The sequence below is a fragment of the Fodinibius salsisoli genome, assembly GCF_026229185.1.
In the GTDB taxonomy this organism is placed as follows: domain Bacteria; phylum Bacteroidota; class Rhodothermia; order Balneolales; family Balneolaceae; genus Fodinibius; species Fodinibius salsisoli.
In genome coordinates this window covers 291,202-309,219 of record NZ_JAGGJA010000006.1, presented here as the reverse complement: position 1 = coordinate 309,219, position 18,018 = coordinate 291,202, and the positions used below count along the sequence as shown (strand labels likewise).

The following is an 18,018-nucleotide window of genomic DNA, read 5'->3' as shown; positions in this document are numbered from 1 at the left end:
AAGTGATTAAGGTAGCCATTGCTCATAAACTGCTTCGACAGGCATTTGCCGTAGGTAGTAAGTGCGAACCATTTGAAGAAAAAAAGGCATTGGCTGCTTGACTTTCAACACAGTTCATTGCGCATAAGGTGCACGCGAATGAAAGTTGATTTATTAAATAATGAACGATGAGCTAAAAAGCCAGAAGGTGGCAAGTGGGGGCGAGGCGTGTCCCCTTGAATGCTATGACTTTGTCAAGTGTTAGGCCGCATTTTTCTGCCGGTCAAACCGAGACTCATAGTCTTGCCGGTAGGGCTGGCCACTATTCCAGATGGCACAGATGATCTTAATCATTTTGTTGATCAGATTATTTCGGACGACTGGCCACGGTTTCCCTTCGTCAAGTTTTCGTTGTTTGTAGCGGGCAAACCGTTCGTAGTGATGACTCACCGAACGGGCGACCATCGTCATACAGGATCGCATCTGGCTGTTTCCGTGTCCGGAGGAGCGCGTCCGACCTCGTACGGAAGAACCAGAGCTGAAGCGATGCGGAGCAAATCCAAAGCGAGAGGCGATCTGTTTGTGGTTGAGAGCTTCTTGCCCGTAAAACAACATCAACCAGGGCCATCCCGTAACTTTTCCTACCCCAGGGATGCTCAGCAGCAATTGGTAATACCGATTCAGCCCCTGATGAGTGGTAATGAGTTGGTGAATCTGATCTTCCAGCTGCTCTATTTGGTGCTCATATAGCTGCAGTTGTTGCTGCCACTGCTCCTCGAGCAACTGAGAGGGCACCAGGGCGTGGGTGGCTTGTTGGCTGCGATTTTGGGTGGTATTGCGTGCACTAATAATCCGCTGACGTTCGGCGTACAGCTGCTGCAGCTGTTTGACAGGCTCTTTCGGCGGAGGCGTGGGGCTAATCTGGTCAGCGTAGCGATCGCCATACTCCGCCAGCAAGCGGGCATCAAAGCGATCATCTTTGCGATGGTGTTCCGGGGCTACTTTTTTAGCAGCGGTGGTCTTAAGCAGGGCGCATTTCCAGCCCCGACGGCTAAGGCTGGCCAACAGGCGGTCGCTGTAAATACCCGTATTTTCCATACAGATGAGGGTGTGGGGTTGAGGGCAGTTGTGGGAGCTTAGCCACCGGTGCAGGCGCTGGAAGCCTTCGTCTCGATTGGTCCATTGGCTGTATTCCCCGCGGGGACGCAACCAACAGTCGATCGTATCTTTTGACACATCAATGCCCAGAAAATGGTGATAGGACGTGGGGGTTGTAGTATCCATAACAAATGCACATTTTATTAATGGTATGCTGATAATACCAGCATTGTATTACGGAACCTGACTCTATTAGTAGCCTGGGAGTGATCCCGGCTGGAATGCTATTTAGGTTTTGGTAATACCATCGGCGGGAGGGCTAATTCAAGGGTTAGGCTCGAGGCCTGATGCGCGGGCTAGCCTGTCTCCCGCCGTGCTGGTATTGTTAAATATGAGAGACGTTGTCGGGCATCTCAAGTCGGTAGGGTAGTCTAATAAATGCGCGGGTTATGTGGCGAGTAGAAATATTATGAAAGGTTCTGCTTGATATTAGACCACTCTGCATTCTGAAGATAAACTTCGTAGTCTACAATTTGGTCGCGTGATTTATAAAATTCTAAGGTTCTAAAACCTGTATCATCCTCTAGGTTATCATATAAAAAGTGGATTCTATTATTTTTGCTTTTGTTGAGCCAATTATAGATAACTTGATCAATTCCATCATCTCTCCATCCATATCCAGAAGCTATTAGATTGTTTGATTGCTCAAGTTTTCGAAAGAAGTAATTTCGCAATTCAAAAAATGTACTATTGTTATAGTCTATAATTTTATTCTGTGTACCAGATAAAAAATGTGGATAATCAAATAAAGGCTCATAATTTTCTCCTTCATTATTTTTTAGCTGATGTAGTTCTTTTTTCGCCTCTGGAATTCCATATCTAGTTTGTTTAATCCTCCCAGATTCTTGCGAGAATGAAAACCAATTAATTGAACCATGAAGTTTTATTATCCTGAAATCATCTTCATTCGATTCTAAACTATTAAAATTAAAAAGGTTCACATCACCATCCTTTTCATTAAATCCGGAGTTATAATCAAAATTTTTTTGATCAAAATATCTCTCAATTAAAACATCATGATTCAATGTAAATAAATTGCAAATTTCTACTTCGGGATCTTCTTGGATTTCCTCTAATAATTCAAATCCTTTTATTTCATCATGTTGTTGAAGAACATAGCTTATTGTAGACTGAAAAAACTTGAATATTTCGTTTAATACCATTTCAAAGTCATACCACTTATCAGGCTTTAGTACTTCATTAAAAAACTCTTCAAAGTAGTTGAATTCAGTCTCGTATATAAAATTTTCATGTGGGTGCAAATCATAATTCTTAAACGAATCAACTACATAAAATAGCTCTTCATAATTAAGACGATGATGGTCACTGCTGTATCTTTCCTGAATACGAAGTAGAAGTTTTTGGATGCTAAGGATTCTTGGATCATTTCTATGATCTTCATCATCAACCTCAATGTATTGATTATTTTGAATAGCCCATTTTCCTTTTAATAATTTTTCAGTTACTTGATCTACTCCAGATACTTTTGAAGGTATCGAAATACCTGATCCTAAAAGGAAACTTATATCCATATCTCTATGACTAATTAGTTATTTATTAGTGACTCTGTCTCTATATTCATCAATGCAACTTTCTATAAATCCGCCGTCTATAAATTGATTTGAAATTTCTTCTATAGCGCTATCGATCTCAAGTAATTCTAATGACCAGCCTATACGCTCATGGATGTCTTTTAAGCTATTATCACTAAGTTGGAATTCTGAATCTTCTTTTGCGGTAGTATATATTTGCTTCCTCAGACTACCTGTAACATTTGATTTTTTTATATAATCTGGACTACGGCTGGGTGGACCATTCCACATCCATACATTCCAATCTAAAAAACCATCAATTAAGTATTGTTTTATAGATGATGGCAACCAGTTTGAATCGTTTGATAAGAGCCAAACTAAATAGTCAAAATGATCAAATATTTTGGGAGTGGGTCCCATTAGTTCACCTTGAACAAATTGACAGGTGACAAATGATGGTTTATAAAAACCAAAATTCGGATGTCGTAGTGAAAATTTAAGGCTACAAGAAGGGCTTTCCCCATGCGTCGTCAATGCTATTCCACTTTCTGAATTAGCTTGCTTTGATTGTCTTTCTAGATCTTTTTCATACAATTCATTGATTTGAGATTTAAAAGGTCCCTCGAAACCTTTGATTGTTAATTGAGGTGCATAACAAATTGTATAATTAATCGATTCTTTCAATAGATTAAAAGCACCTGGTATTGAATCAATAACACGTATTAGACTTTCAGGATTAGTTGCTTGAGAGATATTTTCTTCAATTACTATTTCCTGCCATTTTCGTTGTATCGCTTTTTTTGCTAACAACTCTCCTCGCTTTAATGGATCTTTAGGAAGAAACCCAACATGAAATGCCCAATCAAAGATATTTGAGTCAGAGCCGTCATACTCTATCACATCTAACCACCATTCATCTTTAGGAGGAGGCGGAGAGTAACCAAGGTCTTGCAAAAGGGATCGAGCGTGTACTAACGATGAGACTTCAGGTTTAACCACATTTAAAATCCGTTTAACGATATAGTCAATTCCCAAATCACTTTTAATAGCAACAATGTCTGCTAATGCAGGAGAGTATTGCATGACATCTTTGTGATCTACATTGTGCCAGACTGGAATTATGCGATTCTTTTCAGAACTATTTTGAAGTTGTACTAAGCCGTTGAGTTCCCATTCCGGCCAGTGTTTTCCAAAAAATGATGGACTCAATACTATTAGCCCATATTTTGATTTCTGTAATCCATCATCTATAGACTTTCTTAAACTGTCACCGGGCTTCAAGGTATGCTCATCATACCAAACAGATAAATTTTCCTCTTCTAACTTGTTTGCTAAATGGCGAACAAGCTTACCTTTATCTTCACTGGCATGAGAAATAAAAATATCAGACAATTTTATCTGGACTTTATTTAACTAGATTCAGTATTCTTTTAGAGAATGGTTTTAAGCCACATAACGCCCCCGCGCATAACCTGCACGGGGATTTTGGATTAAATAAGGGCACAAATTTCTGAAATAGCAAGGGATCGAACCAACGCCGCGGCCGTGTCAGCCGTTAATGCGCTTGTTAGGCAAACATTTATTTTGAATATAGGCACCAGAAATATCTAGTCCTAGATTGTACTGCTCTTTCACGACCTACATGCGGTTCTACAGATAGTATATCATCTGCTGATTTACCTTCAGGATAATCTATAAAATCTACTGCATTTCCTGTTACATAGGCTTTGGAGGTTCCATCAGTAAACTTCAGAGTGAATACAGAATATCCCATGCCTGATTCACCAGCTTGGTAAATTTCATTAGCAATTTCAGCAGGTAACCTAGATGGGCTTTCTGCTATTTTGATCACACGTGATATGTTTATATAGTTTTTTCCGCGATCATTTTCCGGCCAAACGCCCCAATGTTTTATATAGTCTTCTGCGTTAATCACGTAAACCCGATCTACAACTTTGTTGTCTGTATCTAAATGTACTAAGCAAGGTTTATAGGCTAAATCTCGGTCAAAACTGGGAGAAATTTTATCAAGCTGTCTCTCTAATTCAGAATCTAGTTTGGGATAACTGGGATCTTTCATGAATGAGTTACTGATGTTTGCCTAACCTATAATTATATAAAAGTGTATGCGCGATAACATATTATCAAACATGCGATAATACTCTTGAAAATTCCATATAAATCCAAATAATGCATTATCTGGTGATATTATCGCACATAGTGTTGCGATAACAGGGTGATATAATTTTTTTGTAAGGATTGGGCATTTTGAGGGTCTTACTAATAGAATCAAATTTCAATAAGAGAGATCTTAATATGTCAAAATCTTTAATAAGCAGACTCAAAACAGCAATCCGGCGCAGAAATTATAGCTACAAAACGGAACAGGCGTATGTGAACTGGGTCATTCGGTATGTCAAGTTTCATAATCTGAAGCATCCCTCTCAAATGAATGAAGACGACCTTGTCACATATTTGAATTATTTGGCTGAAGAGCGGCAGGTCGCCGGTTCAACGCAGAACCAGGCGTTGTGTGCTATCTTATTTTTGTACGAGAAGGTACTCGACCAACCACTCAGAGAAATGATGGATTTTAAAAGAGCAAAAACTCCTAAACGACTGCCGGTCGTGTTAATACCTGTTGAAGTTGAGAGGGTATTGCAGAATATGGACGGAACCTCGAAACTTGTTGCCCAATTGCTATATGGAGCCGGTCTGCGAATATCCGAATGCCTCCGCCTGAGAGTATTGGATCTGGATTTTGAATATAACCAAATACAGGTACGTTCGGGCAAAGGAAAAAAAGACCGGGTTACCATAATGCCCCAGGTAACTAAAAAGAAGCTAAAAGGACAGCTCAAAAAGGTGAAAAGGCTTCATCAAAAAGATGTGAAAGAGGGCTACGCAGAAACGTTGCTTCCAAAGGCCCTGTCACAAAAATATCCCAATGCAGCTAAAAAGTTTAAGTGGCAATATCTGTTCCCATCATCCCAAAGAGCAAAAGACCCACGTTCGGGATTGGTACACCGGCATCATATTTCCGATACAACTATACAACGAAAAGTCAAGAAGGCCGTGGAAAAAAGTGATATTAATAAGCATGCAACCTGTCATACGTTACGACACAGTTTTGCTACCCACTTATTGGAAGATGGATACGATATTCGAACCGTTCAGGAACTGCTGGGACACAAAAATGTTCACCCCGTTAGAAATTTAACACTATGAACTTCTATTATGTCTATGTTTTACAAAGTGAAAAAGATGGTCAATGGTACACAGGTTATTCTGATGATCTTAAAAGGCGATTGAAAGAACATAAGGCAGGTCAGTGCTATTCTACAAAGAATAGAAGACCTTTAAAATTAATCTATTTTGAAGGGTGCCTTAATAAGGATGACGCAATAGCAAGAGAGAAATATTTAAAATCGGGAATGGGGAAACGATACGTAAGAAATAGGGTTAAAAAATATTCTAACGAGCAAGATTTCTAACGGGGTAAAAACGACAATGATCTACACACACGTTATAAAAAATAAGGGTAGTGTCATTAAAAGTCCGGCGGATGCTTTAAATAAATAACTTTTGTCTTTTCGTGGCTCCAAACAATCCGGAATGGGAAAGCGATATTTAAGGAATCGAATGAAGAAGTATTTTAACGAACACAATTTCTAACGTGGTAAAAGTCCGATCGATACCTTTTGATTAATGCTCGTTGGGAATGCAGCCTGGGCGGTAAAGAAGGTTTTGATCCTAAAGTTGATTTTCCAACAAATATTTACTAAGCCTATCGGGTGCCAACAACTATTTTGCCGGGCACCAACTCCTTACTTCCTCCGTACCTTCTCCGTACCAACTCCTACTGGCAGGGGAGATGGTATGGATTTGGTAAAGCGGTAATATTACGCACAGAATTGTCATGGTGTGGAAAATAAATGCTGGTCCAAGCCGGTAAAAGCAGGCAAGAGGGAGGGCCTATTCAGCTGCTTCCACGGTCTCGGGCAGGTGCTCTTCTTTGGCGTCTTTGAAGGCCTCGCGGGCGGTGAGTCCCAGGATGTCAAACATCTTCATGTCTTTACCGAGCTCATTGTTGTCCGTGGTAAGTAGCTTTTCGCCGGTAAAGATAGAGTTGGCCCCGGCCATAAAGCAGTGCGCCTGTTCGGCCATGCTCATGTCTACACGTCCGGCAGAGAGGCGAACCATGGATTCAGGCATGGTGATGCGAGCGGTGGCAATCATGCGTGCCATATCCTGCCAGGGCACCTTGGGCTGGTCTTCCATCGGGGTGCCTTCCACGGCAATGAGGGCGTTGACGGGCACCGACTCGGGATGTTCGGGCATGGTTGCCAGGTTCTGGATAAGTTCGATGCGATCCTCGTCAGTTTCGCCCATCCCGATGATACCGCCGCAGCAGACCGAGATATCGTTGTCACGCACGCGGCCAAGGGTATCCAGTCGATCCTGGTACTTGCGGGTAGAGATAATGCGGTTATAGAAGTCTTCACTGCTGTCCAGGTTGTGGTTGTAGGCATAAAGTCCAGCTTCTTTGAGCTGCGCGGCCTGCTCATCATCGAGCATACCCAGCGTGCAGCACACTTCCATATCCATGTCGGTGATCTCGCGAATCATATCCAGTACGCGTTCAAAATCTTTGGTCTTGCGGGCACAACGCCAGGCGGCGCCCATACAGAAGCGGGTACTGCCGGCTTCTTTGGCTTTGTGGGCGGCGCTGAGAATGACCTCCCGGTCGAGCATCTTGCCGGGCTCCACTTCGGTATTGTTATGGGCGGACTGTGGACAATAGGAACAATCTTCGGGGCATCCGCCGGTCTTGATGGAAAGCAGGGTACAAACTTGCACTTCACCGGTTTCCTGGTGTTCGCGATGTACGCTTGCCGCCCGGTAGATCAGTTCCATCAGCGGCGTGTGGTAAATCTCGGAAATCTCGTCGGTGGTCCAGTCAGTTCGTATCTCTGCCATAAGTAAAATGTTAGTTCCGTGGATAGTTCGTCAATTTCTTTCCCAAACTAAGAGGGATGAATCGTAAATACCAATCTAAAAAACAGCGTTGAACAGCTTTAGGCAACGTTGGCAAAAGAACAACCCAAAATATGAGTGTGTTGTCTGGCATAGACAATTTTGGTTATATTCGGGGCAATGAAATTCTCTAAAGAATTGAAAAAGATCTACATAAAGCTCGTTGTCCGCTGGCGGCGGCTTTACAAAAAGTACCGCAACGACTTTCGGGGCGTAGAAGTTGAGCTTTACGATCTCAATGACCGTCTTCGGCCTTATTTTCGGGGATTGAGTCTCTCCCTGATGTTATTGGCGTTGGCAAGCCTGGTGGGCTCCTTTGGATTTGAGCTGCCCACGGAGTATCAGCGGCTCAACAGCTATTTAGAGTTTGTGATTGTACTGGGGTTCTTTGGACTGTTTTTGAGTCGCATCTTTTTCACCTCCCAGCGCCTGCAGCTTATCAAAAGTCATCTTTTGGAGGCTTTGCTACTGTCGCTTTTGGCTGTGGCCTCGCTTTTCTACCTGCTGGGGATCGACAGCATCTTTCTGGTGTGGGGCTCCCTGCTGGATATCGATAACACCTTCCGGCTCCTGGTTTTTCTTACGAAAATCTATTTGATCCTGTTGGTGGTTGCCAAAGTCATACAGGCTTCACCGATCCTTATTTCCGTGCAGCGTCACCCGGCCCGGGTGATTGTCGGTAGCTTCGCTTTTATCATCCTGTTTGGGGCCTTCCTGTTGATGATGCCGCTTACAACCGTGGACGGACAGGGGCTAAGCTTTGTCAATGCGCTATTCACCTCCACGAGTGCCGTCTGTGTTACAGGACTCATTGTGGTCGATACGGCCACCCATTTTACGACGTTGGGGCAGTCTATTATCCTGGTTCTTATACAGTTAGGGGGATTGGGCATTATCACCTTTGCCACGCTTTTTGCTATCTTTATTAGCGACCGGCTTGGGGTGGGGCAAATGATGTTTCTGCGGGATGTGCTTAGCGAGGATCGGGCCCACGAGACGTTTAGTACCATCAAACGTATTGTCGGGCTAACCTTTTTTGTGGAAGCTGTAGGGGTAGTGGGTTATTATTTGAGTTGGGAAGGAGTGCTGCCAGATCCGGGGAACCGGCTCTACCACTCGGTATTTCATGCGGTTTCCGCTTTTTGTAATGCGGGCTTTTCTACTTTTAGCAATAGCCTGGCAGATCCGGCAAATGCCCTCAATGCGGGAGTCAATATTACCACCATGTTCATGATTATCGTCGGTGGACTGGGATTTACGACCATCTGGGAACTGGTGCGGGGGAATCCGCGTCGTAAGATACGGAACCGGAAATGGTCCCTGCATACGCGGCTCGTGCTTATAACAACCGGTCTTTTGATCGTTGGCGGTGCGGTTATGATTTTAGCCCTGGAATGGAATCATACATTGCAAGATTATGCAACCTCTGATAAACTGATGTTGGGCCTTTTCCAAAGCATTACCACACGTACGGCCGGCTTCAATACCTTGGATATCGGGGCCCTGACCGACGGCACGACCGTTGTCTTTTTGACACTCATGGTAATTGGGGCTTCCCCGGCATCGACAGGGGGAGGGATTAAAACAACGACCATTGCCGTGCTTATGTTAACGGTGATAACAACCATCAGGGGAAAGAGCAGGGTAGAGGTCGCAAAGAAAACGATTCCACGTTCGACTATCTATACGGCGATGACGGCTTTTACCCTCGCTGCGGCCTGCCTGTTTCTGTTTACCATGTTACTGACCATAACCGAAGACCTGCCGTTCCTGGATCTGCTTTTTGAAGAGTTTTCTGCCTTCGCAACGGTAGGGCTCTCCCGGGGCATAACGTCGGACCTTTCAACCGCCGGCAAAAGTATTGTTACATTGTCTATGTTTATCGGCAGGGTGGGAAGCGTTACCTTAGCCCTGGCGTTTGCCAAACGTGTCGACAAGCAGCAGTATCAATATCCCAAAGAAAGTGTTATTGTGGCTTAAAAGGAAGCACGTTTATATGAAAATGCTATCGAAAAGAATACTTACTTGTTATGGCTAAGAATGGAAATCAGCAGTTTTGTGTGATTGGGCTCGGTGCCTACGGCTCTTCTTTAGCGAAGTCACTGTCAAAACTGGGAGCGTATGTAATGGCCGTGGATCATGATATTCAAAAAGTTGAAGAGATCCAGCAATATGTATCTGAGGCGGTTCAGTTTGATGCTACGGATCCTGAGATGCTGGCCGAGCACGGCGTCTTTAACGCAGATGTCGTCATTGTAGGCATTGGTGAAGCTTTTGAACCGGTGGTCTTAATAGCGATGGAGTTGCTTAAAGCTGAGGTGCCTCGAATCATTGCGCGGGCCGGAAGCAGTACCCAGGAGGCTATCCTTAACCGGATCGGCATTAAAGAGGTTATCCATCCGGAACATGACGAAGGGGAGCGGATGGCCACGCAGCTGGTCCATATATCGGTTAACAATTATTTTGAGCTCAGCGAAGATATCGCCATTTATGAGGTTGAGTCGCCCGCCGGGATGCACGGTTATTCTCTTGTGGACCTCAAACTTAGAGAACGCTACGAAGTGAATTTATTAACGATCAAGCGGCCCAAGAAGCAAAAATTGAGTTTCGAAGACGATGAAGAACAGGAAAAGGTAAAGATGGAAGTTTTGGGAGTGTTAAATGGACAAACTAAAATACGGCCCAATGACCGGCTGGTTATCATGGGAACGCAGGAAAACATTAATAAACTGATAGAAACAAATTAGTCAATGGGCGAACTGTTGTTTTCGGGGAAAGCATCATTCAGTATAGATGTGCCCTATAAACTTTTAGAGGTTGGGAATGATGGGCATAAACCATTGATGGTGTATCTGCATGGTTTCAGTCAGAACATTTCTATATTCCAAAAGCAGGTGTCATCGCTACTCTCCCTGGAAGCTTATCACTTGTTTGTACAGGCGCCGTATCCCGTTTACGATCGCAGCCGGGAAAAGAAGGTAGACGATTGGGGGCGGGCCTGGTACCTGTATGATGGAAATCAGTCGCAATTTGTGCATTCTCTTGAACGTAGTTCGGTCTTTCTTCAGCATATTTTGGATACGGTATTGCAGCAGGTCACTCCATCACGCACGGCGGTGGTCGGTTACTCGATGGGTGGCTACCTGGCAGGATATTTTGGGCTGTCGCGATATCAATACCTGGAGGACCTGGTGGTGATAGGCAGCAGAATAAAAACTGAAGTATTTGAGGATCCGGAAGGGGCATACGATCATCTGAACGTACTGGCTTTACATGGTAGTAAGGATAGGAGTGTCAAAAGTGCACCTCAAAAAAAGAGTTGCGGGATGTTGTCAAAGTGGGGGGCTAATGTTACTTTTAGAGAACTGGAGGCTGCCCATCGCCTTAGTGATTCTTATCTGACTGAAGCAAAAGACTGGTTTATTGGGCTCGGGTATCAATAATATGAAAGATAAGTTTTATTATGACGCTAAAGTCTCGCATATTGTAGTACAGTTGGTTATAATCAAGAAGTGAATATATTATCCAGGGAACGGTAAATAGCTCTTATAGTTATGAATATTTTAATAATAGAGGATGACCCATCAGTAAGAACATTGGTGAAGGCAGTACTAAAGAAGCAAGAATACGAAGTGGATATTGCGGAAACGGCCACGGGTGGGCAGGATAAAGCCTTACAAAATTCGTACAGCATGATTTTGCTCGATTTAGGTCTCCCCGATGGCAATGGATTCGACCTATGCAAGACTATTCGGGATGAAGAGGTAACCACACCGGTACTTATCCTCTCCGCCGAACAGGAGACGAACATGAAAGTAAAATGCCTCCGGGTTGGGGCCGATGATTATTTAACCAAACCATTTAATACCGAAGAACTGTTAGCCCGTATCGAGGCTATTGATCGCCGAAGTAACGACACCAATAATACCAACCAGGTATTAAGTTGCGGCAATTTGAAGGTGAAAATGCTGGAACGAGAGTTCTGGGTAAACGGTACCAAAGTTGACTTGACGAATAATGAATACAACCTGTTGGTTTACCTGCTGAAGAATAAAAACGATATTGTAACACAGGAACAGATCGCAGGAAACGTCTGGGATATCCACTTTGATACTCAAACCAACTACATCAATGTGTATATCAGTTACTTACGCAAAAAGATTCGTGATCACTCTGATGAGGAATACATAGACACCGTTCGCAAAAAAGGCTTTATTTTGCGCTGCCCAAAAAGTTGATGCACGATGCCATTAGCTTAGCGCGGGTATTCTCCCTGGATATAATGCCGCAGATGAGAAATTTCTCCTTTCTGTTTTGAGATAATGGCTTTGACTAAGTCTCCGATGGATATGACCCCCCGCACCGAATTGTTTTCTAAAACCGGCAGGTGGCGTATTTTTTTATCCGTCATGATGGACATACACGATTCTACGGAGTCTTGAGGCCCTACACAAATAACATCTCCGGTCATGATAGTACTGACCTTCGTTTCTTTGGAAGTTCGTCCCTTGAGAATTACCTTACTCCGATAATCTCGTTCACTTAGTATGCCCATAAGCTGGCTTCCATCCATCACTACCAGGGCTCCAATGTCTAATTCATCCATTTTAGCAATAGCTTCAAAAACCGTTTGATCAGCAGAAATGCTATGGATATCGTATCCTTTGTTTTTTAAAATGTCCCGAACTATCATAATCTCCTCCTTTTTTTAAAAAATAAGTACCGACAAGTATTATAACAGTTATAAAAGATTAATACATATTGAATTTTATTATGGATCAGGCAAGTAAAGAGAAGCTGGTAACCTATCTGCAGCAGTTTATCACTGAAAACCGCTGGCAGCGAATAAATAATGTTCTGGATAAACGGACTCGTTACTTGTCTGTAGTTCTTGAAGACCTCTATCAGCCCCACAATGCCAGTGCGGTGTTACGAAGTTGCGATTGTTTTGGGGTTCAGGATGTGCACATTATTGAGAATGAAAATAAGTTTAATCCCTCGAAGGGTGTAACCATTGGTTCCGACCAGTGGTTGACGCTGTCTAAATATCGCAAAAAGGACAGGGATAACACGAAGTATTGTTATCAGAAATTAAAAGAGCAGGGATACAAGCTTATTGCAACTACGCCCCATACTGGTGATATGGATATTGATGAAGTGCCACTGGATCAAAAGACGGCCCTGGTGTTTGGGTCTGAACTGACTGGCCTTTCAGAGCAAGCGATTGCTATGGCCGACGGTTACGCTAAAATTCCCATGGTAGGATTCAGTGAGAGTTTTAATATTTCGGTCAGTGCCGCTCTTTGTTTGTATGAACTTTCCGGCCGATTGCGCAAGGGAGCGGCGCACTGGGAGTTGAGTCCCCGGGAAAAACTGGATTTGCAACACAAGTGGCTTCGAAATTCCGTTCGAGCAGCAGATAAGCTGGAAGAACGATTCTTTGAGGGGCAGAATGAAGATTAATGAACACTGTCGGATCACTTTCGAGGCAAAGAATGGGGTAGATCAGCAACTACAAATGCCATGATGGCCATGGTGGCAATACATTGCTGGTATTCTTCTTCATCCAGCTTGTCGATGGTATCTGCAGCGGTGTGATGGTACCAGAAATAGCGCGATCCATCTACCTGTAATCCCATACCGGGCACGCCTTCACGCATGATCGGGCCAATATCGGCCCCGCCTCCGCCGCGGGAAATAGTTTCTGAGCCAACAGGCTCAAGTAGTTGTCCAATAGCAGAAACCATAGCAAAAGCATTATCCGAACCGGTGAAACCAAAACCGCGTGGTTCAAAAACTCCGCTGTCAGATTCGATGGCTAATATATGATCATCAATAGAACCGTCTGCTTTCACAGAGTCTCGATAAGCGGTGGCGCCCCGCAATCCATTCTCTTCGTTGGTCCACATGACTACCCGCACCGTACGTTTGGGTTTGAGCCCTAATTTCTTCATAAGCAGAAGGGCTTCCCAGGCAGCAAAACATCCGCCCGCATCATCCATCACCCCCTGACCCACATCCCAGGAGTCGATATGACCACCCATGACCACTATTTCTTCGGGCTTTTCAGAACCTTTTATCTCAGCAATAATATTTCTGGATAATTTATCGGGGCGGGTCTCAGCTTCCATCGAAAGGTTAACCGTAACTTTTTGGCCCCGATCCTGCATACGTTCCAGCATAGCAGCATGTTCGGATGTAATAGCAGCATGCGGAATTTTTGGAGTTCCTTCTTCATAGTTGGAAGTGCCGGCGTGGGGTGTTTGCATAGAATAAGGGCCCACAGAACGAACCAGGCTGGCTATGGCTCCCTGTAATCGATACTGCACCGTTTCACCATACATCGTAAAGGGAACATTATAGAGTACAATGTTACCTTTAGCCTGTTGAGCTTTGGCCTCAAGTTCGTCAAAACTGTTGACGACTAACACTTCTGCCTGTATACCTTCCGGCGGGGTGCCAACGCTTCCACCGAGGCCAAGCATAGGCAAGTGCAAGGACCTGGGAGATACCAGGCTAAGCGATTCTTCGCCGCGTACCCAGTGTGGAACCATCACTTTTTGGGTCGTCACACGATCAAGGGGCTGACGCTGCATTTCCTGGAGAATCCAGTCGATGGATTGTTCAAGGCTTTCGGATCCGCTTAGCCGATGGCCAAAAGTATCTGTGAAATAAGTAAGTCTTTTAAAAGATTCTCCATCCTGCAGCGCGGCGTCTATAATTTGTTGCGCTTCGTCTGTATAGGCGGAAACATCATAGTTCGACTGAGCAACCACCTGATAGGGGAGGAGAGCCCAGACTAAAAAAGAACAAAAGAGAGAGCGGAGGATAAAAGTAGTCATAACAGTTGCGGGTCAGATGGCATTATTGCAGTAATAAATGGTCAAAATAACAAAGGCCATCCGCCATGGGATAGCCTTTCATAATACCTTTAAAATAGGAGTGTTACTAATCCATTGACTTTTCGCTCTTCTCCGCCGCTTCTTTGTAGCTTGCAAATTCTTCTGGAGAGACATCCACAAAAAGAAAGTTCAACGGGTCAACAGCCTCACCGTCTTGGTGAATCTCATAATGCAGGTGCGGACCTGAAGACATGCCGGTATTCCCGGAATAGCCGATAAGCTGCCCACGTTTTACCCGCGTACCGGGTTCAATATCTTTGGCGTATGAAGAGAGATGAGCATAATACGTTTCGAATCCGTAACCGTGGTCAACAATAATAAGGCGACCAAAGGTACCTTTGCGAGAGGCGTGTTTCACCACACCATCGCCGGTGCTGTACACCTGGCTGCCGATTCCGGCTTGGAAATCGAGGCCGTCGTGCTGGCGACGATATTTTAAGATAGGATGAAAACGTTTGCCAAAGCCACTGATAATACCTCCGGATGTGGGCTTGATGGCAGGGAAATGGGTCATTTTCTCCCGGTTTTCGTTGTAGTATGCCTGAATTTCTTCAAAACTGGTTTCCTGGATATTAACGCTTCGTTCCAGATTCTCCAGGTTCTGAGCAGCCCGTTTCAGGATCTCAGATGTTTGCTGGCTGTAAATATCAAACTCGGAATACATATCAGCACCACCAGCACCAGCCTGGCGTTCATCCATAGAAATGGTTTCCATCCCCAAAATTGAGCGATACATTTCATTATCAACCTTTGCAAGCTGATCCACTTGCTGATCAAGATCATGAATAGTATTCTGGGTGAGTTCAAGCTGCTCACGAAGAGCATTATTTTCGGCCTTAAGGGCAATTTCAGCCGGAGTACCGATGGAAAAGGAGAGGATAGAAATGCCAATACCGGATAGAACAACACCGCATAAAATCCAAGTGCAAGCAGTATATATAATGCGTTCTAACTGATTATACTTGACGGGCACGAACTCACAGTTCTGCTCATCATAGAAATAATAATTTTTTAAAGACATATCTTAAACGTAGGAATCAGATAAGTATCTGATTAGGAGACAGTAATTTTAAACGATTAAGGTATAAAATAAAGATCTTTTTTGAAAGTAAGAACACTATTTTATTCAATATCTCCCTCAAAATAGTCAACAGCCTGTTCGGGCATAGCGCCAGTCTGCTTTTTTTCTGCGATATGACGCTTTACTTTCTCCTGGAAAGCTTCAGCAGCATCATAGCCATAGTGGCGTAACAAGTAATTCATAGCAATTACTTCGGCGATGACGGTAATATTTTTTCCGGGGGTAATCGGCAGGTTTATGAGCGGGATATCAATACCCATTATATTGGTTACCTCCCGGTTTAAACCCGTGCGTTCAATATCCTGGGATTCTTCGTCCCAAAGCGAAAGTTCCAGCACTACTTCCAGTCGTTTTTGATAGCGGATAGCCCGGACCCCAAACATGGACATGATATCAATGATACCCAGACCCCGAATTTCCATGAAATGTTTATTCATTTCGGTGGCGGATGTCATCAGGATGTTATTCTTCTTTGTGAGAATAACGGCGTCGTCAGAAACCAACCGGTGGCCGCGTTCAACCAAGTCGAGGGCGACTTCGCTCTTGCCAATTCCAGATTGACCGGCAATGAGAATGCCAATACCGTACACATCTACCATAGACCCGTGGACCATAGTTTGGAGGGCAAACTGATCCTCGATAAAATCGCGGAGCATCTGCAGGAAAGGGCTGCTTTCGATAGGAGTTCCATAAATAGGAATTTCGGCCTCTTCGGCCATATCCAGAAGATGCTGCGGAAGCGTATTGCCGTGAGTTAAAAAGAGCACGGGAATATCAAACTGTACTAAGTTTTGGAATGCTTCTTCTTGTTCCCTGGGGGATAGACTTTTTAGGTATCGGCTTTCCGTATTTCCAAAAACCTGGATTCGCTGATGAGTAAAGAGCTTTACAAATCCAGCTAACGCCAAGCCGGGGCGGTGTAGATCCGCCTCGGTGACGTATCGCTGGTCAAGATTCCTTTCGGTTACAAAAGCGTTGAGTTCAATTTGTACGCTTTTACGCAGGCGTTCAATAATGTAGGCAACGCTGAGTTTATCATTTCTTGGAATGGCATCAATATTACCGAAAGGCATAAGTGAATATGATTATGAACGTTTATGGAGAGTTGTCGTTTTATATTTTTTTATCTGACGGGTGATATTGTCAATTACCAAATTGATAGCCTGTTCATAAGAGGATGCTTGTTCTTTAGCGTTTAATAATTTTTGGGGTACTTTTACATTCAGCTCGGCTTGCTGTGGATTGTCGTTGTCTGGTACCGGCTGCAAAATGATATCGCATGTGATAATCCGATCATAAAATTGATCCAGTTTCTGTACAGCATCTTCGGCATAACTATGAAGTTCTGATGTGGGATCAAAATGGCGTGCTGTGAATGTAGTTTTCATAATGAGTCCTCTTATTAGATTTAGTTTTTGGCTCTTGGATGAGCCAATTCGTAAACATTTTTCAACCGTTCAACGGAGGTGTGCGTATAAACTTGTGTTGCTGCTAAATTCGCGTGTCCTAACAATTCTTTAATTACCCGGATGTCGGCCCCTTTGTCAAGTAAATGTGTGGCAAAACTGTGCCGTAAGACGTGGGGACTTTTTTGCGTGACCTCGCTGGCTTGCTGTAGCTTATCTTTGACCATCCGCTGGATGGCACGGGCATAAATGCGTTGGCCATGAGCTGCCAGGAAAACTGCCTTCCGTGCGTCATCATCCGTCTGTTCACCATAGAGCTGCTCGCGGCTTTGCAAATGGTGCTCCAAAGCTTGCTGCGCTCGTTTTCCCATGGGCACAATACGCTGCTTGGCCCCTTTGCCCAAAACTTTTATCTGGTTAAGATCCAGATTGAGGTCTGCTATATTCAGGTTAACCAGCTCACTTAGACGGATGCCGGTCCCATAAAAAAGCTCCAGTATGGCCCGGTTTTGGGCTGAATCCACTGACTGCCCCTGCATAATTTCGTCCATCAGGCGTTCCATATCTTCGACGGTAACCGTATTCGGCAGCGGCTGATCTTTCTTGGGAGTGATCAACAGGTGGGCCGGGTTTTGCTCTGCAATGCCCCGCTTATAGCAGTATTTAAAGAAGGAACGAATGGCTGCTACTTTACGCGCGATGGTGCTGTTAGCAAGCCCTCGTTCTGAAAGTTCACCCAGCCATAGCCGGATGGTAATCCGTTCTATCTTTGTGATATCCGGCTCTTCTTGCTGAAAATGAGCCTGGCAAAATACATAGAATTGTTCTAAATCGTTTTGGTACGAAGTGATGGTGTGCGATGAAGCGTTCCGCTCAACCGTCAGATACCGCAGATATTTGTCTATAGCGTTGTTCATGTACTG

The 18,018-nt window shown here is 44.1% G+C and carries 18 protein-coding genes; 7 read left to right on the top strand and 11 right to left on the bottom strand.

What is annotated here, in order from left to right:
* Nucleotides 1-240: 240 nt before the first annotated feature.
* The 4 genes from J6I44_RS11170 to J6I44_RS11155 all read right to left on the bottom strand — a co-directional run bounded on the left by J6I44_RS11170 (nt 241) and on the right by J6I44_RS11155 (nt 4,749).
* Nucleotides 241-1,263 (bottom strand): IS110 family RNA-guided transposase, encoded by a 1,023-nt coding sequence (locus tag J6I44_RS11170; RefSeq protein ID WP_265766210.1) that lies wholly within the window; start codon nt 1,261-1,263, stop codon nt 241-243.
* Between the two features lie 281 nt (nt 1,264-1,544).
* The gene (locus J6I44_RS11165; RefSeq protein ID WP_265766209.1) at nt 1,545-2,669 is read right to left on the bottom strand and encodes an SIR2 family protein; all 1,125 of its coding nucleotides are present in this window, start codon (nt 2,667-2,669) and stop codon (nt 1,545-1,547) included.
* Between the two features lie 18 nt (nt 2,670-2,687).
* Nucleotides 2,688-4,061, bottom strand: a complete 1,374-nt coding sequence (locus J6I44_RS11160; protein ID WP_265766208.1) for a toll/interleukin-1 receptor domain-containing protein — start codon at nt 4,059-4,061, stop codon at nt 2,688-2,690.
* 187 nt (nt 4,062-4,248) lie between these two features.
* Nucleotides 4,249-4,749, bottom strand: a complete 501-nt coding sequence (locus J6I44_RS11155; protein ID WP_265766207.1) for a hypothetical protein — start codon at nt 4,747-4,749, stop codon at nt 4,249-4,251.
* 236 nt (nt 4,750-4,985) lie between these two features.
* On the opposite strand from J6I44_RS11155, the gene J6I44_RS11150 reads away from it, so the two are divergent.
* Together J6I44_RS11150 and J6I44_RS20875 are read left to right on the top strand one after the other, a co-directional pair.
* Complete coding sequence (locus tag J6I44_RS11150; RefSeq protein WP_265766206.1) at nt 4,986-5,897, top strand: integron integrase; 912 nt, start codon at nt 4,986-4,988, stop codon at nt 5,895-5,897.
* Nucleotides 5,894-6,163 carry a GIY-YIG nuclease family protein gene (locus tag J6I44_RS20875; RefSeq protein ID WP_350356693.1) on the top strand — a complete coding sequence of 90 codons (270 nt, stop codon included), beginning with the start codon at nt 5,894-5,896 and terminating at the stop codon, nt 6,161-6,163. The genes J6I44_RS11150 and J6I44_RS20875 overlap by 4 nt, the downstream gene beginning before the upstream one ends.
* Before the next feature lie 481 nt (nt 6,164-6,644).
* Here the strand turns inward: J6I44_RS20875 and bioB are convergent, their stop codons facing one another.
* Entirely contained in the window at nt 6,645-7,649 is a 1,005-nt protein-coding gene (gene bioB, locus J6I44_RS11145) for a biotin synthase BioB (RefSeq protein ID WP_265766205.1), read from the bottom strand.
* A 177-nt stretch (nt 7,650-7,826) separates the two neighbouring features.
* Between bioB and J6I44_RS11140 the strand changes: the two genes are divergently transcribed.
* From J6I44_RS11140 to J6I44_RS11125, 4 genes are all read left to right on the top strand, one after another.
* Nucleotides 7,827-9,686 carry a TrkH family potassium uptake protein gene (locus tag J6I44_RS11140; RefSeq protein WP_265766203.1) on the top strand — a complete coding sequence of 620 codons (1,860 nt, stop codon included), beginning with the start codon at nt 7,827-7,829 and terminating at the stop codon, nt 9,684-9,686.
* A 50-nt stretch (nt 9,687-9,736) separates the two neighbouring features.
* The gene (locus J6I44_RS11135; protein ID WP_265766201.1) at nt 9,737-10,453 is read left to right on the top strand and encodes a potassium channel family protein; all 717 of its coding nucleotides are present in this window, start codon (nt 9,737-9,739) and stop codon (nt 10,451-10,453) included.
* A 3-nt stretch (nt 10,454-10,456) separates the two neighbouring features.
* Nucleotides 10,457-11,149 (top strand): alpha/beta hydrolase, encoded by a 693-nt coding sequence (locus J6I44_RS11130; protein ID WP_265766200.1) that lies wholly within the window; start codon nt 10,457-10,459, stop codon nt 11,147-11,149.
* A gap of 111 nt (nt 11,150-11,260) precedes the next feature.
* A complete protein-coding gene (locus tag J6I44_RS11125) occupies nt 11,261-11,944 on the top strand; it encodes a response regulator transcription factor (RefSeq protein WP_265766198.1) in 684 nt (227 codons plus the stop codon).
* A 17-nt stretch (nt 11,945-11,961) separates the two neighbouring features.
* Here the strand turns inward: J6I44_RS11125 and J6I44_RS11120 are convergent, their stop codons facing one another.
* Nucleotides 11,962-12,402, bottom strand: coding sequence for a CBS domain-containing protein (locus J6I44_RS11120; RefSeq protein ID WP_350356696.1), 441 nt, complete (start codon nt 12,400-12,402; stop codon nt 11,962-11,964).
* Nucleotides 12,403-12,479: 77 nt separating this feature from the next.
* Between J6I44_RS11120 and J6I44_RS11115 the strand changes: the two genes are divergently transcribed.
* A complete protein-coding gene (locus tag J6I44_RS11115) occupies nt 12,480-13,169 on the top strand; it encodes a TrmH family RNA methyltransferase (protein ID WP_265766194.1) in 690 nt (229 codons plus the stop codon).
* A 14-nt stretch (nt 13,170-13,183) separates the two neighbouring features.
* Here the strand turns inward: J6I44_RS11115 and J6I44_RS11110 are convergent, their stop codons facing one another.
* The 5 genes from J6I44_RS11110 to xerC form a co-directional block, all read right to left on the bottom strand.
* Nucleotides 13,184-14,548 carry a M20/M25/M40 family metallo-hydrolase gene (locus J6I44_RS11110; RefSeq protein ID WP_265766193.1) on the bottom strand — a complete coding sequence of 455 codons (1,365 nt, stop codon included), beginning with the start codon at nt 14,546-14,548 and terminating at the stop codon, nt 13,184-13,186.
* Between the two features lie 106 nt (nt 14,549-14,654).
* Nucleotides 14,655-15,629, bottom strand: coding sequence for a M23 family metallopeptidase (locus tag J6I44_RS11105; protein WP_265766192.1), 975 nt, complete (start codon nt 15,627-15,629; stop codon nt 14,655-14,657).
* 101 nt (nt 15,630-15,730) lie between these two features.
* Nucleotides 15,731-16,762, bottom strand: coding sequence for an HPr(Ser) kinase/phosphatase (gene hprK, locus J6I44_RS11100; RefSeq protein WP_265766190.1), 1,032 nt, complete (start codon nt 16,760-16,762; stop codon nt 15,731-15,733).
* Nucleotides 16,763-16,774: 12 nt separating this feature from the next.
* A complete protein-coding gene (gene hpf / locus J6I44_RS11095; RefSeq protein WP_265766189.1) occupies nt 16,775-17,077 on the bottom strand; it encodes a ribosome hibernation-promoting factor, HPF/YfiA family in 303 nt (100 codons plus the stop codon).
* A 20-nt stretch (nt 17,078-17,097) separates the two neighbouring features.
* Nucleotides 17,098-18,012 (bottom strand): tyrosine recombinase XerC, encoded by a 915-nt coding sequence (xerC, locus tag J6I44_RS11090; protein ID WP_265766188.1) that lies wholly within the window; start codon nt 18,010-18,012, stop codon nt 17,098-17,100.
* Nucleotides 18,013-18,018 lie beyond the last annotated feature (6 nt).